This window comes from Exiguobacterium sp. 8H (assembly GCF_902506255.1).
GTDB lineage: Bacteria > Bacillota > Bacilli > Exiguobacteriales > Exiguobacteriaceae > Exiguobacterium > Exiguobacterium profundum.
The window spans coordinates 598,568-624,434 of sequence record NZ_LR733429.1 but is presented as its reverse complement, the minus strand read 5'-3'; the positions used below and the strand labels follow the sequence as shown (position 1 = coordinate 624,434).

General features: G+C 46.0%; 25 protein-coding genes. 3 read left to right on the top strand and 22 right to left on the bottom strand.

Going from position 1 to position 25,867, the window contains the following annotated elements; all coding sequences use genetic code 11:
- Positions 1-7 precede the first annotated feature (7 nt).
- The 7 genes from miaA to GVY43_RS03145 all read right to left on the bottom strand — a co-directional run bounded on the left by miaA (position 8) and on the right by GVY43_RS03145 (position 7,150).
- Entirely contained in the window at positions 8-943 is a 936-nt protein-coding gene (gene miaA / locus GVY43_RS03175) for a tRNA (adenosine(37)-N6)-dimethylallyltransferase MiaA (RefSeq protein WP_159562222.1), read from the bottom strand.
- A gap of 284 nt (positions 944-1,227) precedes the next feature.
- Entirely contained in the window at positions 1,228-1,707 is a 480-nt protein-coding gene (locus GVY43_RS03170; RefSeq protein ID WP_201302242.1) for an SMI1/KNR4 family protein, read from the bottom strand.
- Positions 1,708-1,873: 166 nt separating this feature from the next.
- The gene (locus tag GVY43_RS03165; RefSeq protein WP_236548919.1) at positions 1,874-2,473 is read right to left on the bottom strand and encodes an AmiS/UreI family transporter; all 600 of its coding nucleotides are present in this window, start codon (positions 2,471-2,473) and stop codon (positions 1,874-1,876) included.
- 104 nt (positions 2,474-2,577) lie between these two features.
- Entirely contained in the window at positions 2,578-3,438 is an 861-nt protein-coding gene (locus GVY43_RS03160; RefSeq protein WP_159562220.1) for a PPK2 family polyphosphate kinase, read from the bottom strand.
- Positions 3,439-3,533: 95 nt separating this feature from the next.
- Complete coding sequence (locus GVY43_RS03155) at positions 3,534-5,063, bottom strand: M4 family metallopeptidase (protein WP_159562219.1); 1,530 nt, start codon at positions 5,061-5,063, stop codon at positions 3,534-3,536.
- 175 nt (positions 5,064-5,238) lie between these two features.
- Complete coding sequence (locus GVY43_RS03150; protein ID WP_159562218.1) at positions 5,239-6,237, bottom strand: ABC transporter permease; 999 nt, start codon at positions 6,235-6,237, stop codon at positions 5,239-5,241.
- Positions 6,230-7,150 carry an ABC transporter ATP-binding protein gene (locus GVY43_RS03145; RefSeq protein WP_159562217.1) on the bottom strand — a complete coding sequence of 307 codons (921 nt, stop codon included), beginning with the start codon at positions 7,148-7,150 and terminating at the stop codon, positions 6,230-6,232. The genes GVY43_RS03150 and GVY43_RS03145 overlap by 8 nt, the downstream gene beginning before the upstream one ends.
- A gap of 118 nt (positions 7,151-7,268) precedes the next feature.
- On the opposite strand from GVY43_RS03145, the gene GVY43_RS03140 reads away from it, so the two are divergent.
- On the top strand, positions 7,269-8,018 hold the full coding sequence (locus tag GVY43_RS03140; RefSeq protein WP_074037116.1) for a GDSL-type esterase/lipase family protein: 750 nt from the start codon (positions 7,269-7,271) through the stop codon (positions 8,016-8,018).
- Between the two features lie 408 nt (positions 8,019-8,426).
- On the opposite strand, the gene GVY43_RS03135 is transcribed toward GVY43_RS03140, so the two are convergent.
- Complete coding sequence (locus GVY43_RS03135; RefSeq protein ID WP_159562216.1) at positions 8,427-9,098, bottom strand: hypothetical protein; 672 nt, start codon at positions 9,096-9,098, stop codon at positions 8,427-8,429.
- Positions 9,085-10,215, bottom strand: coding sequence for a mandelate racemase/muconate lactonizing enzyme family protein (locus tag GVY43_RS03130; protein WP_159562215.1), 1,131 nt, complete (start codon positions 10,213-10,215; stop codon positions 9,085-9,087). Before GVY43_RS03130 ends, GVY43_RS03135 begins: the two co-directional genes overlap by 14 nt.
- Before the next feature lie 79 nt (positions 10,216-10,294).
- On the opposite strand from GVY43_RS03130, the gene GVY43_RS03125 reads away from it, so the two are divergent.
- Positions 10,295-11,494, top strand: coding sequence for a hypothetical protein (locus GVY43_RS03125; protein WP_159562214.1), 1,200 nt, complete (start codon positions 10,295-10,297; stop codon positions 11,492-11,494).
- A 15-nt stretch (positions 11,495-11,509) separates the two neighbouring features.
- On the opposite strand, the gene nhaC is transcribed toward GVY43_RS03125, so the two are convergent.
- From nhaC to GVY43_RS03060, 13 genes are all read right to left on the bottom strand, one after another.
- Complete coding sequence (gene nhaC, locus GVY43_RS03120; RefSeq protein ID WP_371730215.1) at positions 11,510-12,910, bottom strand: Na+/H+ antiporter NhaC; 1,401 nt, start codon at positions 12,908-12,910, stop codon at positions 11,510-11,512.
- A 162-nt stretch (positions 12,911-13,072) separates the two neighbouring features.
- A complete protein-coding gene (locus GVY43_RS03115) occupies positions 13,073-14,161 on the bottom strand; it encodes an amidohydrolase (protein ID WP_159562212.1) in 1,089 nt (362 codons plus the stop codon).
- A 16-nt stretch (positions 14,162-14,177) separates the two neighbouring features.
- Positions 14,178-14,522, bottom strand: coding sequence for a hypothetical protein (locus tag GVY43_RS03110; RefSeq protein ID WP_074037122.1), 345 nt, complete (start codon positions 14,520-14,522; stop codon positions 14,178-14,180).
- A 56-nt stretch (positions 14,523-14,578) separates the two neighbouring features.
- On the bottom strand, positions 14,579-15,844 hold the full coding sequence (locus GVY43_RS03105) for a S1C family serine protease (RefSeq protein ID WP_159562211.1): 1,266 nt from the start codon (positions 15,842-15,844) through the stop codon (positions 14,579-14,581).
- A 111-nt stretch (positions 15,845-15,955) separates the two neighbouring features.
- A complete protein-coding gene (locus GVY43_RS03100; RefSeq protein WP_159562210.1) occupies positions 15,956-16,774 on the bottom strand; it encodes a fumarylacetoacetate hydrolase family protein in 819 nt (272 codons plus the stop codon).
- Positions 16,775-16,828: 54 nt separating this feature from the next.
- Entirely contained in the window at positions 16,829-17,284 is a 456-nt protein-coding gene (gene nrdG, locus GVY43_RS03095; RefSeq protein WP_159562209.1) for an anaerobic ribonucleoside-triphosphate reductase activating protein, read from the bottom strand.
- The gene (locus GVY43_RS03090; RefSeq protein WP_159562208.1) at positions 17,262-19,112 is read right to left on the bottom strand and encodes an anaerobic ribonucleoside triphosphate reductase; all 1,851 of its coding nucleotides are present in this window, start codon (positions 19,110-19,112) and stop codon (positions 17,262-17,264) included. The genes nrdG and GVY43_RS03090 overlap by 23 nt, the downstream gene beginning before the upstream one ends.
- 191 nt (positions 19,113-19,303) lie before the next feature.
- The gene (locus tag GVY43_RS03085; RefSeq protein ID WP_041918029.1) at positions 19,304-20,134 is read right to left on the bottom strand and encodes a formate/nitrite transporter family protein; all 831 of its coding nucleotides are present in this window, start codon (positions 20,132-20,134) and stop codon (positions 19,304-19,306) included.
- Positions 20,135-20,703: 569 nt separating this feature from the next.
- Complete coding sequence (locus GVY43_RS03080; protein WP_159562207.1) at positions 20,704-21,150, bottom strand: GNAT family N-acetyltransferase; 447 nt, start codon at positions 21,148-21,150, stop codon at positions 20,704-20,706.
- Positions 21,151-21,167: 17 nt separating this feature from the next.
- Complete coding sequence (locus GVY43_RS03075; protein ID WP_159562206.1) at positions 21,168-21,884, bottom strand: type II CAAX prenyl endopeptidase Rce1 family protein; 717 nt, start codon at positions 21,882-21,884, stop codon at positions 21,168-21,170.
- 157 nt (positions 21,885-22,041) lie between these two features.
- On the bottom strand, positions 22,042-23,670 hold the full coding sequence (locus tag GVY43_RS03070; protein WP_159562205.1) for a M28 family peptidase: 1,629 nt from the start codon (positions 23,668-23,670) through the stop codon (positions 22,042-22,044).
- Positions 23,671-23,877: 207 nt separating this feature from the next.
- Complete coding sequence (locus GVY43_RS03065) at positions 23,878-24,288, bottom strand: cytidine deaminase (protein ID WP_159562204.1); 411 nt, start codon at positions 24,286-24,288, stop codon at positions 23,878-23,880.
- The gene (locus GVY43_RS03060) at positions 24,285-24,863 is read right to left on the bottom strand and encodes a DUF1349 domain-containing protein (RefSeq protein WP_159562203.1); all 579 of its coding nucleotides are present in this window, start codon (positions 24,861-24,863) and stop codon (positions 24,285-24,287) included. Before GVY43_RS03060 ends, GVY43_RS03065 begins: the two co-directional genes overlap by 4 nt.
- Before the next feature lie 161 nt (positions 24,864-25,024).
- Between GVY43_RS03060 and GVY43_RS03055 the strand changes: the two genes are divergently transcribed.
- Positions 25,025-25,828 carry an aminoglycoside phosphotransferase family protein gene (locus tag GVY43_RS03055; protein WP_159562202.1) on the top strand — a complete coding sequence of 268 codons (804 nt, stop codon included), beginning with the start codon at positions 25,025-25,027 and terminating at the stop codon, positions 25,826-25,828.
- Positions 25,829-25,867: the final 39 nt, after the last annotated feature.

The window sequence follows — 25,867 nt, the reverse complement described above, 5'->3', positions numbered from 1 at the left end:
TATCTCTTTAAAATAATCGGAATTTTCGAAAAAACCCCTCTACATCATCATAAATATTTTTATATGATAGTTCAAATGATTTTCGCCCCATATCCACCCAAATTCCATCAAATTGATGACGGAACCAAGTTAATTGCCGTTTCGCGAACTGTCTTGTGTGCTGTTTAAGCAAGTCGGTCGCTTTCTCTTTCGACATCTTTCCATCGATGAAGGGAATCATTTCCTTATATCCGATGGCCCGCATCGCCTGCGTATCACGATATCCTTGTGCCAAAAGTCGTTCGACTTCTTCGACAAGTCCTGCTTCCATCATCGCATCGACGCGTTGATTGATTCGGTCGTATAATATCTCACGATCTGCGTGGAGGACGAACAATCGATAATCATAATGTTCGGACGGCGTACTATCTGTCGTCTGCGTATCGCCTTGCATCGCTACTTCGAGCGCTCGCACGACGCGACGGACATTATTCGGGTGAATCGTAGCCGCACGTTCCGGATCAAGTTGAACTAATCTTTGATGTAACGCTTCACGTCCTTCGACTTCTGCCAACCGTTCGAGATCAGCCCGCAGTGCTTCATCCACAGGTCGCTCCACGAATTCATAGTCATATAAAATCGAGCGAATGTATAATCCTGTTCCTCCGACAATAATCGGTAATTTGCCACGGGCATAAATATCATCGATGGCGGCACGAGCCAACTGTTGAAAAGCTGCGACACTCATGGCATCATCCGGGTCACAAATATCGATCAAATGATGCGGGATCCCTTCGGCCTCTTCTTTCGTCACTTTTGCTGAACCGATGTCCATGCCCCGGTACACTTGAACCGAGTCACCCGAGACGATCTCGCCGTCGAACGCTTTTGCGAGTTCGATGCCCGTCTTCGTTTTGCCAACAGCGGTCGGACCGACGATGACGACGACAGGTGTTTTTTTCATACTTCTCACTCCTCAATTAAAAACCCGTCTCCTCGCGAGACGGGCCATCAAATTCTTCTTTTTATTCTATCATCAAATACGACGGCAAACAGCATCCAACCACATAAAAGTAATCCGAGTAATAACACGAGACCATCACTCATCTGCTTTCGCCTCCTTTTGCTTCCTCATTCCCACTTTTCACATTTTAGACACAAAAGCAACTGTAAAAAAGCACACTCAACAAAAAGTGCGCATTCCATCATCATCATCATCATTCAAAACAAATATTCAATCGTCATCTATTAACCTCTGAACCAATCCCAAAAATGAGCGCCTTGGGCGACAATCAAATAGTCGAACCAGCGTGTATAATCCATCGGAAGTTTTTCGGTGTCATCTGTGTAAGTCAAAAATTCTCCAACCCAAATGTAGTTTTCATGTTCATTGACGACCTCGCAAACAATCCATTCCCCATCTCTCCCGGCTCCGACGGGAATGAATTGTTCAGGACACTCCCATATTTCCCGATACTCGATCATTTCATCTACACTAAAAAGTCGGATTCCTCCACCGTATGTCGGGTGAACAAATAGGTCAGCGCCATTATGTGTCTTCAAGAATTGAATAATGTCGTTTGGAATCATTTGCTTCAATCGCTTGATTTCAACTTCCATCGCAGGCTCACTGAATGAAAAGTGTAACGTATCTACATATCCCTCTTCATTTTGTATTTCAATCTGATTATTTACGAGCCTACTTTTCAACGTTTCAAGTGCAATCATCAACTCAACCCCACTTTTTGAAATTAACGACATTCGTACCGTATTTTTCATTTTTATTTTTCTTATTTTTCTAAGTATAGTATATATCGATCTTTCATCGTTCAATAAAAAAGGTCGTCGGGCACGACTTGATCGCGCTCGATGACCTCGAATCATTTTCAATTCATCATGAAGCAATTTCTATCGTCTGTTTCGTACGTTTGACAGAAACGATGAAGTACAGGATTGCCGTACCGCTCGCCGCCCACCAAACCATGTCATACCATCCATTCATCAGTCCAGCCATCCCAACCATCGCCGGGACAATCAGCGTCAACCATGATAATACGAGGGCGACACGTGCTGTGATGGTCTCGTTCGGTTTCCCGAGTCCCATTCCAAAAAAGAACAGCGCCCAAAGGAATGACCAGAAGAACCACGTCAATGCCCCCATCGGATCACTTTCTGCAATCGCCATCACACCGTAAAAAGCAGCTGCAATCGAAACGAATAATGAGAACCAGCCAACGCCGCGTCCGTCTAAATTCAAAATAAACGTCACCCCTACATATAAATAAGTGAACGCAAATAGATAGATACTCGCAAGACCGAATTGCTCTTCTGGACTCGCCCCAATCAATAACCATGTGGCGATAAACGTTTGTAAGAGTCCCGTAAACAAACTAAAAAATCCTGCGCTCTTGCTATCCACTTTCCCGAGAAGAACGAGACTATTTAAAAACAGCGCGACGCCACCGAATAGTAAACTTACATTACCCACACTCATTACCCCTTTGTACAGATGTCTGACCTTTAATCCACTGTATCACTTTAGCTTGAATTCGCTTTCAGTGCAAGGGGATTTTTAAGTGTTCACGAGAACGCCACGCCTTACTCATTCTCAAGGGTTTGGATGGCCTCGTCGATTCGCTCTTGTTCCTCATCCGTGAAAGTCGGATAGTGTGGATCAATGCGTTCAAGAACTTCAATCATGACTGACGAAATAATAAAACGACTATACCACTCATCATCTGCCGGCAATACATACCAGGGTGAGACTTCCGTTGATGTGTGCGACAACATCTCGGCAAAGATTCCTTGATATTCTTCCCAATGCTGTCGCTCTTCGATGTCACTGAAAGAGAATTCCCAATTCTTTTTCGGATCCTTTAATCGTTCAAGCAAACGGTCTCGTTGTTTATCTTTAGATACATTGAAAAAGAACTTGATCACTTCGAATCCGTTTTCCTGTAAATAGCGTTCATAATCGTTGATTTGACGATATCGCATCTGCCAGACCTCTTCCTGGTCCATTTCCTCCGGAAGAACTTCGTCCCCCAACAAATCATGTACTCGAGGTGCAATGACCTCTTCATAATGAGATCGGTTCAAAATCCCGACCTGACCTCTTTCAGGTAACAAATCATGCATTCGCCACAGATAGTCGTGCTTTTTCTCCGTATCGGAAGGTTTTTGAAACGCATTCGTCTTCAGTCCTTGGGCGTTCAAATTTGAAAAGATATAGCTGATCGCTTCGTCTTTTCCACCCGCATCAAGCGCCTGCAAGACGACGATAATCCCTTTCTTACTCTCGGCATATAATCGCCAATGTAGTTCTTTTAATCGCTCAACACTGTTCGGAATGAGTTCAGTCGTCAAGGTCTCATCCTTCGGTTTGTCTGAAACTGTCGTTGGATAATCATCTAATTGAATCTTGCTGTTCGGTGACACAATAAATTCCTTCGTGTTCATACTCGTTCTCCTTTTCGCTCGACGTTCAACCTTGATTTACCCAAAAACTGCATAAGAAAATCCCTTCCGAAAATTTCGGAAGAGATGTTGAGAACTTAGTAGATTCCGACAGCGTCAAATGATTTCGCAGCTGATACCGCTTGCGGACTTGTCGCACCGTAAAGGTCTTTCGCAGATTGCACGACCGCTTGACGAAGGCTTGAGAAGTTAGATGTTGGTGTCAAGTAAACATTGAGGGCACGGTAGTAGATATCCCCCATCGCCATGACTCCTACTCCTTGCACCGATACGCCGTAGTGCGATCCACCGTTACCTAAGAGGTATGCCGCTTTGTTGACGATACCTGAGTTGATGTGAACCCCACCATTGTCTTGTGTGCCTGTGTAACGTTTCGAGTAGTGATCTGGGTCACCGTATGCAGCCGGGTTCGCCATCGAACGAAGTCCATCGCCCGCTACACCTGGTGTGTAGATGTCTTCCCCTACCAACCAGTCGAAGTTAGTACCGACGCTATATTCCGCCACTGTACCTAGGATATCCGATACTGCTTCGTTGATCGCCCCAGACTCGTTTTGATAGATCAATCCTGCCGTGTACTCCGTGACCGCGTGAGTCAATTCGTGAGCGACTACGTCAAGTGCACCTGAAAGATACGTGAATGTTTGACCGTCTCCGTCTCCGTATACCATCTTACTTCCATCCCAGAACGCATTGTTGTAGCTGCGGCTATAGTGAACGGTAGAGTTTAATGCAGCTCCGGCGTTGTCATAGCTGTTCCGTCCGTAAGTGTTTTTGTAGAAATCATATGTCTTTGTCGCGTTGACGTGTGCAGAGACAGCGGCACGGTCGTAAGTCGTGTTCAAGACGTTATCCACGTCAGCCCATAGCGAACCTGGGAGTGTCGTACGGTTTTTCGCATCGTACGTATAGATTCCCTTTCCACGCGTTGAGTCTTGAAGGTAATAGTAAGAACCGCTCTTCGTTGTCTTGAACGTTTGGCTGTAGCCGAGCACATCGATTCCCGTTCCCGTATAGGTCGTACCCGTCACACCGTTCGTCGGTCTCGCGTGAGCCAACTGGTCGAATTTATTGAGTACCTCACCCGTTCCCGCATCGATGAAGTATGTCCAACGTGATGGCTCTTCCGCTTCAAGGATCGTTCCGGTCACTTGATATGCATAGACCGACTTGTCACCTTTTGGATAGACAATCAATTCTGCTTCCGGTTCGAGCTCGTAGGCCCCTTTATGACCGACAAGCTTTTTGTAACTCGCAATGGCTTTCTTTTCAGTTAACTTGATTGACTTATGTAGATTTTTGACCGATTTCGCATCATCCACGACAGTCTTCAATTGACCCGCTTCATCTACGACACCGACTACCACACCACCGAATACGGGCACGCCATCAACTGTCTGTTGGAGTTTAACCACTTTCCCGACTTTGTCTGACTTCGACTCGATCGTCTTGAACTCACCTTTTGATTTGACGTACTCTTTTACAATCGTTGTCGGTGCACTTTCTGATGGTTTCGTCAGAGTGCCTGACTTCAATTCTGCCGCACCGACCAATTGTGGGACGAGCAAGACGCCTGCGATTAATGATGTAGAAACAACTTTTTTCATGTGTTTACCTCCTTTGTGATGATTCTTACTTTACACACTTTCCCACAAAGGCTGTATCCATCTTTTTAATTATTTTGATAATTCATAATATTGAGTATTTAGAACCATTCATTCTATTTATGACCTAATTTTATCCAAAAAAAATTCGTGCTCCTTAGGAAAGGAGCACGAATAATTAATACACATCTTTTTGAGTAAAGTGGTAAAACGCATACGCCAAGGCTGCCATCGACCAAACGAGAATAACCAGTAGCGAAAACGGTAACGTCATCCCATCAATCGGAGGAGCCTGTCCTTCCAAATAGGTATGAAGACCGAAGTTGACGTTCACCAGGTATTTCGAGCTATCCCAGTTTGAGCCAAGCGATGTCAAGAGTGGCCCCGAGATGAGGACAGCCATCATAATTCCGATTCCGGTCGCCGTGTTTTTCACCAAGACGGAAATCATGAGAGAAATTGTCCCGACCACAGCCACGACGAGCCATGAAAGCCCCATCGACATAAGCAAGTACTCCCACATCGGCAACGTATGCACAAAGTCGGTCGAGAATGTTCCGGTCGGCGAAGCTTGGAAACCGGTCAAAATCGGAGCATTCCATCCGTCCCAGCCGAGAACAATACCGGATATGGCGTAACTGACGACGGCGGTCACAAATATTAAGATTGATGTATAGAGGAGCGTCGTCAGCCATTTGGCGAGCAAGATCTTATATCGCCGGACCGGTCGCGATAACAACGTCTTGATCGTTCCATCATTATGTTCTCCGCTCACGATATCTGCCATCAATACAATAATGAACAGCGGTAGGACAAGCGTAGTCCCTTGGGAGAAGAAGACGCGCATAAACGTCGGAGCTCCCGGATAATTCGGATTGATATCATTATCAAGATAATACTGATTCTGTTGGACTTGGAACTCAAGAATCTGCCGAAACTCGTCTTGGACGTTCGCGGAGGCGAGTCGGTTTTGTGTATCGATGATCTCTTGCTGGAGATCGACACGCCAATCAATCGTTCCTTGTTCTTCGCGTTGTTTCTCGATTTGACGATAGTTCGCATACGTGAACATCGAAACAAGTACGATCAGGATGATGGAGACGACCATCAATCTGCGTTTCCGATGAATCTTGAGCACTTCATTACGAATGAGACCGAGCATCGATGGATTAGGCAATGTGATCACCGCCTGTCAACGTGATGAAGAGGTCCTCTAACGTTTGGACTCGGCGCTCGAGTCCGAACACCTCGACATCTCTTTCCATCAAATATCGATTCAACTTCGCCGTCTCTTCCACATTCATGGAAATACGAATCGTTCGCTCGTCCACCACGTCCGCTTGGTCGATTCCTTCGTACCCTTGAACGATCGGCAATACTTCGAAGCTATTCGTTACATGTAAGTCGACCGTTGACGCGAGTTCTTCAATCAAAGCATGGACCGTCCCCACCTTGACAATCTTGCCTCGCGACATGATGGCGACTCGGTCCGCTAATAGCTCAATCTCGGCTAGGATGTGGCTCGACACAAGAACACTCAGCCCCGTTTCTTCTACGAGACGACGAATGAAAAGTCGTAAATCCCGAATCCCCATCGGATCGAGCCCGTTCGTCGGCTCATCCAAGATGAGCACCCGTGGATTGTTTAATAACGCTTGGGCAATCCCGAGCCGCTGACGCATCCCGAGAGAGTACGTCTTCACTTTATCATCGATTCGAGCAGTCAAATCGACGAGGTCAATGACTTCCCGGATTCGCTTATCATCGACGCCAGGTAACATGCGTGCGAACGCTTCTAAGTTCTCACGTCCGGATAAAAACTTATACAGCTCTGGATTCTCGACGATTGCGCCGATTTGATTCATCGCTTGGACAAATTGTTTGTCGACCCGATACCCACAAATCGATACATTTCCTTTCGTCGGTTTGATCAAGCCAACAATCATTCGAATCGTCGTCGTCTTCCCGGCGCCGTTCGGCCCTAAAAATCCGAAGACCTCACCCGGGTAGACGTCTAACGAAATGTTATCGATAATCGTCTTTTTCCCAATCACTTTAGTTAGTTGATGTAGCTTTAACGTCGGTTCCATTGTCTCACCTCTTTCTTTATTCTATCGGACAAAAGCGAATCTGTCCTATTCGAACATTCACATAGGGCACATCCATTTATATTTGATATGATGTTTATATAGAAAGCGAGGTCAGCCCATGAAACAGTCGAAATGGTATGCATTTTTAAGTGGCGCCGTTCTTTTAACGGGAATCGCCGTCTACGGTCTATGGATCGGCTATCAAGATATCGTCAATCCGCCGGAGCGAACACTTTCCGTCTCCGAAGATGAACGTCCCGAGCCAGAAGGAGACGTCTACGTCGCATTAGGCGATTCGTTGACACGCGGTGTCGGGTCAACATCAGGCGCAGGATATGTACAGCCTGTCAGCACTGCTCTTGAAGAAGAAGGCGTACGTACGCAAAACCTTGCCGTGTCTGGGGCACGAACAGAAGATTTACTCACACAACTCGAGCAACCTGAAGTGCGTCGGACCATCGAAAACGCACGATATATCACGTTGACCATCGGTGGAAACGATTTGTTCAACCGTGGAGAAAACGTCGATAACTTCGAATCCGTCGATATTCAACAAGTGGTCACGGATGCGAAGACGAATTTAGAAACGATTTTCACTGAAATTCGTTCGCTCAACGATTCGGCAACCATCGTGTATATCGGTCTATACAATCCGTTTCAAAATGATGAGAATGGACAAGCGTTCAATCAGCTCATCCTCGATTGGAACGCATCCGCGAAACAATTGGCGAATGCGCAGAATATCGATGTGATCGACCCGTTCGCCTACATCTCTGACTTATCAAGAGACCTTGCGACCGACCAGTTCCACCCGAGTGACCGTACGTATGAGAAATTCGCGAATGATGTACTCTTCGTTCTCGAATAAACAAAATCCTCGTCAGCTTGACGAGGATTTTGGCTGTCGATGAACCAAATCGCAATATGCGATTTGGTTCATTTTTTATGTACAACGAGCTTGAGGCGCACTTCCCGACGCTTACACAGCGTTTGTCTACTTACTTTCCCACTTTAGACCGAAGTATAAATCAAGCTAATTATTCGGATATCGTGGTCACAGAAAAGGACAGATGGCCGCCACAGCTGGCGACCATTCATGTGACTCGTCCCACGGCGCCCCGACTCCTGCAGGAAAGCAATCCGACAGAGACCCAGCAGCGACTTGAGTCGCGATGCGGCTCTGAGATTGCCTGCGGAAAGCATGGGCGCCGGAAGGACGAGTTCGAACATGTTATTGGTCAACAAGCTGAATCCTCGTCAGCTTGACGAGGATTTTTTACTTCTCATATCGAACAATCCACTGTTCCCCTTGTTTCATCATGCCCGTCCCGATCCAACCAGTTTGGAGTAACTCAACTTGTTTCATCCGTTCTTTCATCGGCACATCCATCACTTCTGATGTGGGATGCCACGAACGATGCATCTCTTTGTAAAAGATATAGCGGAGTTTCCCGCCATACTTTTCTTTCAACGCCCCGATTCGGAGTCCAAGCGTGAACTTGTCTTTCATGCTTGGAATATTGAACGGTGCGACAGTCGCACAGACGACATCGAATCGATCATCCGATTCCACTTGTGCCATCAACAGTTTGCCTAAATGTGTCTGTAGTCCATATCCACGGAAGTCTGGATGGACGTTCGTCACTTCCTGATACAGGACACGTTCAAGCGAATCCTCCGGCCATCCGATATCTCGCCCTAGATGCTCCGCATCAATCGGTGGGATGAGCATCGCTCGGAACGCGATAATCCGACCATCTGCTTTTGCCCCAATCAACGTCTGATCCGTCAACAGTTTCGTGAACTCTTCAACCGATAACGATTGATAGTGCTCCGGTTCAGCCAACGCCTGAATGACCGTATCTTGAACGGCTAACAGTTCCGGTAAATCCGACAAGCCTAGGACGCATACATGAAGTGAAAGGTCTTTGATCTCACCTTGCCACATGCGACTCATCTCCAACCACGTAAGATTCCGTCGTCAATTCACGTAACACGTCCTCATCGACGTCAATACCGAGTCCCGGACGATCGTTCAGCGAGATGATTGGTAAATCATATGATAAGTTTCCTACATCTTTCCCGAACCGGAGCGGACCCGTCAACTCGACCGTCTTCACGATTTTACTCGAGAAAGCGACATGGAATCCTGCACTCGATGCAATGGAGGATTCGACCATAGAACCAATCTGGCATTCGATTCCGGACATCTCCGCCATATGGACCAACTTCTTCGCTGGATAGATGCCACCGCACTTCATCAGCTTGATGTTCGCTTTATGGGCTGCCTGCATCATCGTCAAGCGTCTCATATCGTGAATATCTTTCAACCCTTCATCCATCATGAGCGGGACTGAGATTTTTTGTTTCACTTCGAGCATGCCTTCAAAATCTTCCGCCTTGACCGGTTGTTCGACCCAGTCGATTCCATACGGTTCGAGTAGACGCATGGCTTGAACCGTATTGGCCGCGTTGATCCATCCCTGGTTAACGTCGACTCGAATCGGCACGTCATTTCCTACCGCTTCCCGTACCGCCTTGACACGCGCCACGTCCGTTTGCACATCGACTCCGACCTTCATCTTCACTGCTGTATAGCCTCGTTTCATTTGTTCGAGTGCCTCTTGTGCCATATGGCTCGGCTCTCCGATACTCAAGACGTGAGTGACTGGGAATGATTCATGGTACCGACCGCCAATCCATTCGTAGATTGGTTGATTCAGCTTTTTCCCGATCACATCATGACACGCGATATCAAGTGCTGCTTTGGCAGCCGGAACACCACGAATCGCACGGTCCATCTCGTCATGAATATGCTCTAGGTGCATCGGATTTTTTCCGATTAAGAGCGGAGCCAATAGATGACGGAGTACACTGACCGTGCTCTCAGCGGACTCACCCGTCACATGCTCATCCGCCACGGCTTCTCCATAACCGACAAGTCCACATGCGGTTGTCATTTTGACGATGACAGAAGGCATATCATCATAATGGTGATAACTGACGATGAATGGTACCTTTAATGGAAAGCGAACCGAGAAAATTTCTATTTTTTGAATATTCATGTTCATCACTCCTTTACTTCAACTGTCCTTTCCTCTATATTGTCGTTATATAGTCGCTAAATTGCAAGGGGGATTTTACATGTCCATCCATATCGCCGTTGTCGGCTCACCATCGTTTATACAACAGGTACAGAACGGTTCTTCCTTACCCGATGTTCGAATCGAGGGATTTCCTTATGATGACCCGCGAGAAGCGAAAGACATCGCTACGCATCTCCTATTTTTCGACGGAGTGTTCTTTTCCGGTTCATTCCCTTATACGTATGCGACGGAGGAAGTGACCCTTCCATTTGCCCATCACGTCGTTCAAGATGATGTCGTGTTATTGACGTCACTCTTATATGTGACATTGACACAACAGCTCCGACTCGAACATCTCTCTATCGATCTCGTTGATGCGTCACGACTTGATTCGATTTTAGCATCGTTTCCAAGCCACATGTCGCCACCGCAAGTGAAAGAACTCAGTCCGTATATGAATTTCGAAGAGTTGATTTCGTTTCATGAGCAACTTCAACGAACTGGGACGACTCGATTCGCCTTGACAAGTGTCGAACGAGTCCATCGACACTTAGTGGAAAATGGTTTTGCTAGTCAGCTCATGATAGAGCCAGAAGAGAGAATTCTCCCCCACTTCCATGATTTTATTCAACAGATTCGTTTGAACAAATCGGACCAGTCACAACTCGCTGTGCTCTTCTACTCGGATGCAAGTGAAGATACGCTCAACCATACGACAAAACATCATTATTTCGGTGGTAAATTGATGGAGTCCACTCAAGACGGCATCATCCTATTATCGAGTAAAGGAAAGATTGAATCCGCTATGTCAAACGGTTTCATCTTGCCAGAGGAAACTCCTGGTCATGTAGGTATCGGGTATGGGTCCGATTATCAACGTGCCATTGAGCATGCCGAACTTGCACTTCATACGACAAGTAATTCCACTATACGAATCGTCGACGATTCAAAACGAATGACGTTCACCGATCAACCGGCACCGATTCATTTCCGTGTCACGCAAACGCGTGTCTATGACATGATGAAGCAGACGGGTATGAGTCCGATTAATATCGAAAAGCTCATTCACTTTTCAACGGACCATCTCGAGTTTACAGCGAAAGAGTTGACCGACCATTTAAACGTGACACGTCGTACGACAGAGCGACTCATCAAAAAATTGGTTGATGCAAAACTTGTTCATCGGATTGGCGAAGAGATGAGCTACAGCCAAGGTCGTCCGCGTACCGTCTATAAATTTCAATTCCCGGTCGATTGACGACCGGGAATCGTTTTATTGAGCCGCTTGTTCCGCGACAGGTTCTTCCTGTTGGATGACTGCCATGCGCTCAATCGTATATCCCGTAAAGGCATATACAATCGAGATGACTGGTACGATGAAGTTCAAGACGGCGTACGGTGCATATTCGAAAGCTCCGACCCCAAGTGTGCCGAGGATGAATACCCCACACGTGTTCCACGGTATAAAAACGGATGTCAACGTCCCTCCATCCTCGAGGGCACGAGATAAGTTTTTCGACTGTAGTCCCATTTTTTCATATGCTCCAGCAAACATTCTCGACGGGACGACGATTGAGATGTACTGCTCCGAACACGTCGCATTCGTTGCAATCCCAGCTAAAATCGTTGAAGCAATCAACGAACCTGCCGTTTTCGCCAATTTCAAAATTTGGTTCATAATAGATTGTAGCATTCCCGAATATTCTAAAATCCCCCCGAACGTCATCGCGACGATGGTCATCGAGACCGTGTACATCATCGCATCAAGACCACCTCTACTGAAGAGGTTATCGACCAGTTCATTTCCCGTCTCGATGACATAACCACTCTGAAGAGCGCCTACGCTGTCAGCGAGCGTTCCACCTTGAATGAACACTTGAGCCAAGAAGCCCAGTGCAATCCCGACGACGAGCGCCGGAATCGCTGGCACCTTCTTTGCAACGAGCAAAATGACAGCTAGTGGGACGATGAGTAACCATGGTGAGATGACAAAACTATCTTCAAGAATGTTAAGCGTCTGTGTGATCTCTGAAGAGTCCGTCGTCGAATCTGCGAACCGTCTACCTAGCCAAGCGTATACCCCTAGCGCGATGATAAGTCCTGGAATCGTCGTATATAACATGTGCCGGATATGTACGAATAAATTAGTATGAGTCAAGCCGGCCGCCAAGTTTGTCGTGTCTGACAATGGAGACATCTTGTCCCCAAAATATGCACCAGAGATGACAGCCCCCGCTACCATCGGCGCTGGTATCCCCATACTCAGCCCGATGCCCATCCCCGCTACTCCAATCGTCCCCATCGTCGACCATGAGCTCCCGATCGAAAGGGCGACGACCGCACAGATGAGGCAAATGGTTAACAAAAAGTATGCCGGCGAGATGATTTTCAATCCGAAATAGATCATCGTGGCAACAATGCCTCCACCGATCCATGCTCCAATCGTCAACCCGACCAAAATGATGATTACGACTGCCGGCAAGGCGAGTCGAATCCCCTTATACATCATCTCTTCAATTTCTTTCCACTTGAACCCGTGACGCCAGGCGACGATTGAAGCGACTGCCGTTCCGACGATGAGCGGGATGTGTGGTCCTTGACCGAGCTTAACGATTGAGATGAGCATGACGACGATCATCACCCCAAGTGGCAAGAGTGCCCACCCTAACTTCATGTCTTGCTTGTTCCCCGTTGTTTCCATCTAATTTCCTCCCCTATAGCGAAAATTCAGAATTGTCGTTATATTGTCGCTAATAACGTTATGATAGCGCTTACACTTATGTGATGCAATAACAAAATGAGTGGACAGACATCTGTCTATCACACTCATTCTGAATTATGTTGCTGCAATTCGGAGCGCATCCGCAAGTAGGCGTGCCCCATCTTCTAACGCGTCATGGTCAAACGTCATATGCGGATGATGAAGGCCTGGACCTAAATCAGCGCCGATTCCAATCATCGTCGCATCAAGTGACGGTTTCTCGACGGTATAGAAATGAAAATCATCGCTACCTGACGTGACAATTCTCTCGACGAGAGCCGACTGACCGAAGCGTTGCTCAATCGCCTGCTTCGCAATCTGACTTGACTGTTCCCCAACGACCGCTCCCGGTGTGAAGTCTTGCCACTCCCATTCCAGTTTCACACGATGAAGCTGCCCGACATGGAGTAGCATGTCTTCGACACGATTTCGCAGTTCGAGCAATTCCTCATTTTGTTGAGCACGGACATCAATCGAGAACGTCGCATTTCCTGGAATGATGTTCATGTTGTCACTTCCAGCATGGACTTTTGTCAACTTGACGGAGTGTGGCTCAAACGGTGACAAGTAAATGCTTTTGAGCATGTGTTGAATCGTGAAGATGACATCGAGTGCATTCTGCCCTTGATGTGGTCTCGCTCCATGGGCATCATCTCCAAGCACTTCTCCTTTTAGGAAGAAGGCAGCCCCATGTTGAATTGCCGCCGCGTATTGGCCTTTCTTCAACTCTTCTTGTGGACGTAAATGGATCCCAAACAGTTGCGTCACGTCTTCTAACGCGCCACGCTCAATCATGGCGAGCGACCCGTTTCCTTGCTCTTCGGCAGGTTGGAAGATGAAACGGATTCGCTTTTGTAACGCTTCGTCTTTCAACTGTTCGAGCGCACCGAGCACCATACTGATGTTCGCGTCGTGCCCACATGAATGGTTCGCTCGAAACGTACCGTCCACTTGTTGCCATAACGCGTCGATATCGGCTCGGACCGCAATCACCTCTTCTCCCGATCCAATCTCCGCGATTACTCCGGTCACGTTCTCAAACGTTCGATGGGGAATCGACCAGTCTGATAAGATGGATGCGATTGTTCGAGTCGTCTCGACTTCTTTCCAACTGATTTCTGGATGAGCATGAAAATGTTCAAACCACTTGAGTACGTTTGTCATATGTATCTCCACACCTTTAGATTTTTTTGACACCTTTGATAAGAATCCATTGAAGCGGGAGTCGTCCCCATGTAACCCATTTCGGAATGACTTTCCCACCGATTCTAGAAGGTTTGACCGCCATGTTGATATTGGCTGGGAAGACGGCGATAAAGAATGCCGGTAGCGTTTTCTTTACGAACGTCGTCCCCTTGTTCAGTAAGAGCATCGCCCCGAAGACGACTTCAACGACTCCGCTTAGTTGCACCATCAAGCGGCGGAACGGCCAAGATTTCGGAATAATCGACATGAACGCCTTCTCTTTGACAAAATGTAATACCCCTGCCCCGAAGAGTAACACCCCATATAAATTTCGTACCATAACTCATCCTCCTTTTGTATAAGCATAGCAAAAAAGGCGGGCATATTGCCCACCTTTTACAATGCAGAACCGTTCGCATTTTGAATCTCGACTTGAACCGTCTCCGTTTTTCCGTCCCGGATATATTCGATGTCGACCGTTCCGTCTGTATCTCGAATCAATTCACTACGGAGATCAATGAACGAGCTGACGTCTTTGTCATTGATTTTTACGATGACGTCACGTGCCTCAAGACCCGCTTTCGCAGCTGAACTATTTTGTTGCACTTCCACGATGATCGTTCCGGCAGTCACCGATTCAGGTAAGTTGATTTGTTCCGTCAAGTAACCTGGAGGGAACTCTGATACGTCACGAAGTGAGACGCCGAGTGACGGATGATTCACTTCTCCCGTCTGTTCAATTTGATTGATGAGCGGCAACGCGATGTCGACCGGGATTGAGAATCCGACCCCTTCAACTTCTGCTGTCGCAATTTTCATCGAGTTGATCCCGACGAGTTGTCCTTCTTCATTGATTAACGCACCACCTGAGTTACCTGGGTTGATGGCCGCATCCGTTTGAATGACCTCGGCGTTGAAGTCGGCCTGTCCGTTCTCATCTGTATCGACCGGTACGAGACGAGACGTCGACGAGACGACACCGCGCGTCACGGAGTTCTCGAATTGTCCGAGTGGATTCCCGATGGCGATGACCGTTTGTCCCGGTTTCAACTCACTTGATTTCCCGATTGAAATAACGGCCGGTACCTTATCAGCGTCTACTTTTAAGACGGCCAAGTCATACGTCGCGTCACTTCCCATGAGTGTCGCTTCCGCAGTCGTCCCGTCATTGAAAGTGACCGTCAATTTATCAGCCCCGTTGACGACATGATGGTTCGTCGCGATATATGCTGAGTCGCCTTCTTTTTTATAGATGACGCCCGATCCGACTCCAGCCTCGACCGCTTCACTCGAGAATCCGCTTTGGGCGAAGTTGTTTACAGTCACGACGGCCGGTTGAGCGGTCGCGACGGCATTTGTGACCGAAGAATCGGATACGTTCGATGACGTTTGGACCGGAGTCCCTTGCGAGGTCACGTTCGTGTCACTCACACTCGTCGCGGGTTGGTCGATGAACGGATATGCGATTGCGCCCGTCAACAACGCTCCGATGACTCCACCGACAAGTCCCGGGAACATACGGCTGACGAATGACGGTTTTGATTGTGTTCGTACTTTTGTCTCTTCTCGGTTGGATGAACCGAGTTCTGTATCTAACCAATCTTTTTGTTGCTCTGATTCATGTAATTGATCGTGTTCATTTGATTGATCGTGACGATCCATAATGATTCATCTCCTCTGTGTTATCTTCTACCCTTACTATAACGAAGAGGAACACTCATTTATAAAATGATAAATGAATTACAAGATTCTTCACATTTTACGTCATTTCATTCAGACAATCACATTTCTTAACGTACCGAGACCTTCAATCGTCACTTCGACCGTGTCTCCCGTTTGTAGATACGTCGGTGGCGTCATCCCGTGCCCAACTCCGGCTGGTGTACCCGTCGCGATGACGTCGCCCGCTTCGAGCGTCATGCCTTTCGACAGTGTACGAATGAGTTCATCAATCGGACGAATCATATCGGCTGTCGTCCCATCTTGACGCGTCTCCCCATTGACACTTGTTTTGATTTGGAGAGGGAACTGGAGCTCGTCCGGTGTGACGACGAACGGTCCCATCGGACAAAACGTATCGAACGACTTGCCACGGAAGAATTGGACATGTTCTTTTTGCACGTCTCGAGCCGTCACATCGTTTAGAATGGTGTAACCGAAAATGTGCTCCTCGACCGCTTCGATGTCTCGTCCAGACTTGCCGATGATGACGGCGAGCTCACCTTCATAGTCAAGTTTGTCCGTCAATTCAGGATGACGCTCAATGACCGCTTCCGGACCAACGACCGAGGTCGGTGCTTTCGTGAAGATGACGAGTTTCCCTGCTCCTGCTGTATCCATCTCTTTCACGTGTTCTTCGTAGTTCTTGCCGATACAAATCACGTTTTTCAATGGAAGGTACGGGGCGAGTAGTTTCACATCCGTCATTCGGTATGAGGGCGCCACGTCCAAATCGATATCTGGTTCGAACTCACGCGCGATCACTTCTAATAAATTTGTCGTATGTACTTGATTGCTGACATCAAAAACGAAATCGCCTTTGACAATCCCCACTCGTTGCTCTTCCTGCATCTCAAAACTACACCATTTCATTAAAACTCCCCCTTTTTCATCATTATACAAAAAATCGAGACATCTCTGCCTCGATTATACTTTATTCAAAAAGATGATCCGTTGATTACTCGATCCTCGAAAACGAAGTCCCATATCTCGTAGCGACTGCTCGTAACGACCGTCGACGAGCACATCGGCGTAGTCCAATACGGTTTGAATCGCTTCGTCGTGCTTCGCTTCCAACTGTTCGAGCGTATAACCCGTATACACCCACACATTTTTACCGAGCGACTTACATGCCGTGACGAGTTTTGCTAACGCTGACGATTGAAGAAACGGTTCGCCTCCAGAAATGGTCACCCCGTCCCAACCACTGAGCTTGACGCGCTGAACAAGTTCCTCTACTTCGACATCCTCACCCCCGGTTGGATTCCACGAGGAAGGATTGTGACACCCTTTACAGTGATGCGGACAGCCAGCAGTAAAGATGACCGTCCGAATCCCCGGTCCGTCAACGACGGATTCTTCAACGACGGATAGAATGCGCATCGTGTTTCACCCTCGCCCGCTCTTCTTCTCGCTTCGCCGTATTCCAACGGTCCATCGTCCCGACCAAATAACCGGTGATGCGGCGGATTCGTTCAATGTTTGTATCCTCGCCACACGTCGGACAGGCATCGTCAATCAGTCCTTCTAACCCACAATTTCCGCAACGATCGACCGGATGATTGATGGAACCGTAGCCGATATCATGCTGTCGCATCAAGCGGACAATCGATTCCACCGCTTCCGCATTGTGGGCAAGTGACCCATCGACTTCGACATATGAAATATGTCCCGCGTCACACAATGCGTGATACGGTGCCTCGATTCGGATTTTCTCACGAATTGATACAGACTGATAGACCGGCACGTGGAATGAATTTGTATAAAAGGCACGATTAGTGACACCTTCAATCATCCCAAACGTTTCCTGGTCTCGCGTCACAAATTTACCTGACAATCCTTCTGCCGGTGTCGCGAGCAACGAAAAGTTCAAGTCGTACGTTTCGGCTGCCGCACGCATGCGATTGGCCAAATGCGTGACGATGTCAAGACCGAGTCGCTCCGCTTCACGCGACTCAGCATGTGTACCTCCCGTCAACACCTTCAACGTTTCAGCGAGTCCGATGAAACCGAGTGAAAGCGTTCCTTGTTTCAATACGTCTCGGACTTCATCATGAATATGTAACTGCTCACTTCCACGCCAGACACCTTGTGTGTAGAGGAAACGAAATTCTTCAGCGCGACGCGTACATTGATATTCGAAACGCTCGACCAACTGTTCGATCCCGATGTCGACATATCGGTTGAGAATGCTGTAAAAATCCGAGATCGACTCCGAGACAAGTGCCATCTTCACCAAGTTGAGTGTGGAAAAGGAAAGATTGCCACGACCGATCGACGTCTCTTCTCCGTGTCGGTTTCCCATGACCCGAGTGCGGCAACCCATATATGCCACTTCAGATGCATGCGTCCCATCATAGTAAGCGGCATTGAACGGGGCATCGATGAAGGAAAAATTCGGAAATAGCCGTTTTCCTGTGACCCGACACGCTTCACGGAAAAGATCGACGTTCGGATCGTCCTCACGAAAGTTGATTCCTTCCTTCACTTTAAAGATTTGAATCGGAAAAATCGGAGTCTCCCCGTTCCCTAACCCACGTTCCGTGGCACGAAGTAGCTCTCGAATGAGGATACGTCCCCACTTTGATGTGTCCGTCCCGTAATTGATCGAGACGAACGGGACTTGACCGCCACCTCGTGAGTGCATCGAGTTCGCATTGTGAATGAACGCCTCACACGCCTGATACGTCGCCGAGATCGTCTCTTCTTCCGCGAGTGTCTCCAATTGCGCATCGTCCCAGTCAACGGGTAATGATTGAAGTCGGCTCAGTTGACGCTCATATGTCTTCTCGACGTACGGTGCCAAGTCGACGTCAAACATCGGGAACGCCTGCCCCCCGTGTTGCATATTTTGATTCGCTTGAAGGATGATCGATGCGAGTGCCATGGCGGAGCGAATGTCCTTTGGTGACCTGATTGTTCCATGCCCCGTATGGAATCCATCTTTTAATAATTGACCGAGTGGAATTTGACAACATGTCGTCGAGCCAGTGATGTAATAGTCGGCGTCGTGCACATATAAATAGTTATCAGTGACGGCCTGTTTTGATCGCTCCGACATCAAATACGTCTGCGATAATTCTTTCGACACTTCCGAAGAGAGTCGTGCTAGTTTCCCGAGCGGGGATTTGCCGTCCACGTTCGCATTCTCTTGTACCAAGTCTTGGTCTGGTAAGACACAGACGTCCTCATACAACTGCAGTAATTTCAAAACCCATCACCTCACTATATATGGATTCAAAACATTCATATTCGTTTTAAGAATCCTATATATAGATTATGGCATGTGTTTTTCTCGATGGTCACGAGTCGATATTGTGACAGTTTACGTGTGGTCATACGATAAAAAAGAGCCTCGTCTTCGGTAAGACAAGGCTCTACGTTATATGTGACAAACATCATTTATTTAACAGCTTTGACAACTTTTAATTCGACTTCTTCTTCTAATTCTTGTGCTTCACGGAGACCTTTCGAGTTCAACCACGTATAGATGGCTCCCATGAAGAGCGCTCCACCGATGATGTTACCGAACGTCGCAGGAATCAAGTTATGAATCGCACCTGCCATGCTGATCGTCTCAGGGTGTGGGACGACGAGCGTCAAGGCGAACAAGACGAAGTTGGCGATGACGTGGTCGAATCCTGAAGCGAAGAAGACCGCGACAAGGAAGATCATCGAGAAGATTTGAGCGAACTCATTTTTCATTTGTTTCGGTAAGAAAATAGCGAGACAGACCATCCAGTTACAGAAGATGGCGCGGAAGAAAATTTCGACCGTCGTATGGTGCATTTTACTTTCAACAACGGAGAACAACCAGTTGTTCATCCCGAGTTCTTGGATGACGCCAGTCGGTGCAAGTAGTAACGCGAATAGGATTCCCCCGAGTGCGTTCCCGACGAAGCAAAGCAACCAGACGAGCATCGTGTCACTAAGCGTCGTATAACCGCGAAGCGTCGACGTTGTGAAATACATCGTATTCCCCGTGAACAACTCCGCTCCCCCATAGATAATCATGACGAGCGCGATCCCGAACGAGAAGCCCCCGATGAGTGTCGTGAACGGAGATTCCGCTAAATACATACCGTTGACGACTTTCAACGTGAAGATTGAAGCAAAGCCGATAAAGATCCCGGCTAACATCGCCCGTAAAAAGTATTCCATTGGACGATAATGAATCATTTGCGAGGAAGCCTGTGCTTTTTTCCGTAATGATTCGAGTGCATGGATTTCCATTGATGCCATGTCACAAACCCTTCTTTCTGAATAATTAAATAGGAAAGTATCAGTTCTAATATGTGAAATCATTAACAATATAAACTGTACAGTCTCTGTTGGCAATCCTGTCTTGCATGAATTGACAGAGTGTTCACATCGTAATCGTTTACATATGGCGGATTTGTGACAAACGAAAAAATATATTTTTTAGTGGAAATGTAACATCTTCAAATCAAAATTGAATCAATTTCTTTGAAATAAAACTTCTGAAAGAACGTATTGACACTCATCCCAAAATATTTGCAGTTTATTTCCATTCAATACTCCATACTTGAGATGGATTATTTTGATAATGAACATAAGTATTGAAAAAAATGACTTCGGACCAAGACCGAAGTCAAATTATATTAGCTTTAAAAACATAGGCATTTAATTAAAACAATTCATTCGGCAGATTCAGTTTAAAATTTGAATGCTGATTTACGATGCAAACTCTATGCGCAAAAATAAATTATTATCAATCTGAATTATTGATTAGTCATTGAACCTATACTATGATCATTCAGAAAACTAATGTAAAATGCCTTCTATACTGAATAATCATAATGAAGAAAATGCCGGTTCAACTTAAAGTTCAAGCTATGATATAACTTTTGAGCTGCATGGTTTTCATGATGGGTTTCTAAGTGAACTGATCTAATTTCTTGCTTAGTCGCTTCTTCTAGAACTTTTAAAATCAGTGCCTTACCAATTCCTTTTCCTCTACCGCTCTCCTTTACAAAAAGGTCATTCAGTATCCAAACAGAACCTAAAGTTAATGTAGAGAAATGTGGATATACATTTACAAATCCTAATACTTCATCATTTTGATCATCGATGCAAATCCAAACCAGTGACTCCCTACGTAAAATTCGTGCTTGAATAAAACTCGAAATCTCTTTCTCAGGTTTCCGTATATTATAGAACATGAGGTACTCCTCATATAATTTGGTCAATTGAGAGAAATGTTGAATCAAGGGTTCCTGAATTTGCATGTGAATCATCCTTTTAATCAGAATAAAATCGGAATGAAGATGAGGTGCATACTGATGTGAGCAATCATATGAGCAAATATAGCTAACACCAACCCGTGCTTCCAATACAGCCATCCAAACAGGATGCCGCCCACTCCATTCAACAAGAGTGCCCGGAAGACAACCATCGTCGATAATTCACCGAAGAAGTTCAAGTTGGCTGGTAGATGACCGATTGCAAAAACTAAGCTTGAAATGAGAATGGCTACGATATACACCATATTGGATGGGGCCGCACCACGTTTTAGTTTGGTAACCATCCAAACAATCAGTGTCATCAAAAATAAACGAATGAGAACTTCTTCCCCTACACCACCGTACAGAACCCCACCAAGCATTGCAGACAGCGAAGATTCTGGCTGATATCCATTCATTGCCTCCAATCGATCAGCAAAATAAAGGGCATCTAACGCTTGAATGAAAAAACCAACTCCGACTCCGGCAAGTGCTGCTTTGATCCAGACAGTGCCATTAGATGATGCCTGATACAAGCGAAGTCCTGTCTTTGGCAACATATTCAAACCAAGGATTGATAAAATGGTCACCATTAAGAACGTCTGTCCGGTGAGCAATACGGTCGGTAACGTGAGATCTGTGTTTTCTGGCAATAGATTACTCAATGTCGACTCAGCAATAAAATAAATCCCAAGGGCACTTAATATCCCAAACAAAATTGAAAGTCTTACTTTTTTCATGATGGCCTCCTATATTTAATCTTTTCTTACTCTCACTATACCGGTCCTCCTATCACTAAGATTAGTCCCTTAAGTCACTAGAAAGTCATAATTAATTTTTATGTAAAAATGTGCTGAACCGTCTTATTTAGACGCTCTCAGCACATCGTGTCAAAAATTAATGAATTTCTTCAGAGTGACGCAACATAAAACTTGGCCATAACGTTGGTGCATAGATTAACGCTCCTAAGAAAATGATTGGATAGCTCAGTAAGCCCGGCAAATACACCATGAATGAAAAGAAACCGAACAGTAGCAACGTAATCGGTATAGAAATTGTAAGTGACCAGATGAAACCAAAGACAGATTGGGGTCGGGATGTCACGTAGATGACGATGCACATCGAACTGAGTAGCAGTGGCCATGCAAACAAATAATTCATGTTCGTTATGAATAGCGAAACCACCGTGAACAAAGCCAGCAATATGAGACTGCCGTTGACGACATCCCACATCGTCATTGCTTTCATTCGTTGCATATATCGTTTCCATTTATCATTCTTAACAAGGAACCAACCAATCGTCACAAGCACCATGACTGCCAATATGCCTCCGAGTACGGCGAACAAGGGATTTCCGAGTTGAATTTGAGCAATGATCAAGACTAGTGTAGAAACGACAACGACGATAGCTAGCATGGCACTTAAAATTGTCAGCGGCCATACAAGACTTTTCCGAATCGTCGAATGATTCCTGCGTGTCGACACCCGAAGAGCGAATAGTCCCGACAAGATGGCTAACAAACTAATCCACACGTCCAAATCTTGTGAATATTGAACGACATGATAGCCAAACAAGTTAAAGTAGTTCGCATTTCCATCGTTCTCAGAGACTCTATCCAAATTAAGATTTCCAAAGTGATTCACGAGCTCCATCCCATAAAATCCATTATGTTGGATGGAAGAAGGAGTCAAACTTTCAATCGTGTCATGTTTATTGTCATATACTTCAGAACCCCCCAAATAGGCGAGATTCAGTCCTGCAACGCCTTTTTCTTTGAACGGTGTATAGTCCGTATACGTCCCGAAAAGAGCCATCAACTCAGTAAAATCATTTGCAAACGAGTAGGCGTACGGCTTGCTCGTGGCTTCTAAAAATTCCTTCATCAAACCCGCATTCCCTGGGCTCGTCTCAAATAAGAGGGATTTCCCTTTCGACCCTCGTGCCTCGAGGTTGATGACAAGTTCCACGTTATCGAGAACGTTTTGTTTTACGAATTCTTTCGAACCGAGCCCCCCAAGTTCTTCACCATCTGTGAAAAAGAAGACGATATCATTTTTTAAGGGTTCTGATTTCTGCAACAACTCGATCATCTCTAACATAATGGAAACATTGGCCCCATTATCGTTTGCCCCAGGTGATTCTTTGTATGAATCATAATGGGCCATGACAATGATATCTCCAGTGCTATCCGTTCCCTTGATGCGGGTGGTGAGGTTGTGGATTTTCACCTGTTTCCCTTCTCGATCAGAATATAGTGAGTGCACTTCTTCTTTTACATCAAGCCCCTGCTCATCGATATGAGATTTTATATAGTCTCTTACTTCACCTAGATAGGCTGATCCTACCGGCCGAGGTTTTTCTGCGATTTGCCGAATATGTGCAATCGCATTGTCGGCGATGAATTCAGCACTCGAACCTTGTTCTTGGGGCACGGGTACTGGAGACATCATTATGTGATTGACGCCTAAAACAAGTGCAATGAGAACTACATAAACGAGCATCAGTTTCTTTCGTGTTTTTTTCAATTGTCACACCTTCTCTTTCGAAAATTCTACCTACCCATCACTGTATGAGAAGACTCAACAGGCGCTTTTCAACGTCGTGTCGGATTGTGTCTTCTTTTTCATCATAAGAACAAAAAGTAACGCCATATATATAAACAAAGTCATGATCGTGAATGACTTTTTAACAAAAAAAGAATCTGTCCCGTCCTTGGAACAGATTCTTGCTTCTTATTCTCGGTGATATTTTAACGGTAAAAGTGTTCGAACAGGAACTTTTCGGATGACTCCTTCGTCCTCCAATAACACATTACAAGCCGGGGCGAAGTCCGATATTAATTCGCGACAAATCCCGCACGGACTAACTACACGTATGATTTGATTTGACTCGTCCTCCGCCGGATGACGGACGGCGACGATGGTATCGATTGCCGACGTATGATGAGACTTCACTATTCCGATGGCGATTGCTTCAGCACAAACAGAGACTCTGCCAATATAAGCTTCTAAATGGACCGCAGAAACAATCTCACCGTTCATCAACCTGATGGCAGCTCCAATATGATGTTTTCCGTCCACGTAACGTTCTTTAATAATATGCTTTGCTGCCTCCATTAATTCTAGATCGTCCGACGTGATCATCTTATACTCACTTCGAATTCAAGAACTTCAACGGGACAACCTGACTGATCAAGGTTCGGGCTGCATGCGTACGGTCCAATTTTAACAGTTTCCGTTGCTGTGTTTCGGTGCAAGTGAGCGATTCGTAACTGTTCTTTCGTCCCATCCCGATGTAAAAAGAAGACTTGGACGTCGCCCTGGTCGTACTCGATTTCAAATTCTAAGATATCTCGCACGTCTTGATTTGAAAAGTCTCTGGTGGACCAATCTGAGTATCCGTAGCTCGTGACCACAGCCCCTAAATGAGATGGACCATCAGGTATAAATTCGACTGATGTCTTTAACCAATGATCATCATCGCGGCACAGATAAATCCCAGCCTGATCATACTTGTGTTTGGGCTCCATACGAATTTTAAGTCGACATGTGAATGCCTGAGCCTCAACTTCCCTTAAAAAAGCATGACCGTTCATGCGATTGAAGTGATAGTGTGTGTTTCTCCAGAAATCAGTATCTCGCTCCGTTTTAAAATAAAGTTGATTTTTTTCAATGACAACTTGCTTCGGTTTATTCGTCCACTCGTATTTCTCCCACATCAATAACGCCTCCTTAGTTTTTCGAATGGATTTATTGTATGTCATCTGATGGTCACTCGTCTTTGTACATAAGTCATTGGTTTGTCACCTATTTCTCGAGTACAACCTGTTTCATGATTCAATCATTTATACTGGGAACAAAGAGAAGGGAGATGTATGCCATGAAGCTGAATAAAGTAGGAGAAGGCAATACTGCTGAATTGTATGCCGTCTCTAATGAGCGGATTCGTAAAGTATTCAAGACCCACGTACCAATCGAAATGATTATGAAAGAATACCTGATTGGTAAATCGATCGAGGCCATAGATGTCAAAACACCAAAAATCTATACTCTATTTTGTTCAGATTCAGAACGGTATATCGAAATGGAGTTTATACAGGGAACAGATTTTCTTCATGATTTCACGGTCACCTCTTCTGAATCCTTCATCGCTCAATTGGCTGAATTACAATTGACAGTTCATCGTCAAACTGTGAAGAGCGTACCTTCGCTTTACGAGGTGATACAAGATAAGCTCGGTATGTTACCTGCAGACATGAAGCAACAAGGAGAAGACTTGTTCAGCCAAGTCATCAGTCATCCAAGCTCTTCATCCCATTTACTTCACGGAGATTTTCACCCCCAAAACATTTTAAAAACCTCCACGAACGACTTGGTTGTCATTGATTGGAATGATGCAACCAGCGGCCCCCCAATTGCAGATGTCGCACGTACGCTACTCCTGATGCGGACCGCTGGCGATGACTTACTGACTGATGAAACACGCGTCCGAATTTGTCGTCTCTACTACACCATTTACACATCTAAATCGATCATTCGGTTAAGTGAATTAGAAAACTGGATTCGACTATGTGCACTACTCCGTACGCAAGAACAATTGAGCTTAAAAGAAATCGATTGTTTATTGAAATTAGTAAACAAAGAAGACCTCCTTCGCTTCTTCTTTGAGAGTAAAGAAAAATGAGCATGGAGACTCAAACCCTGAGTTTCCATGCTCATTTTT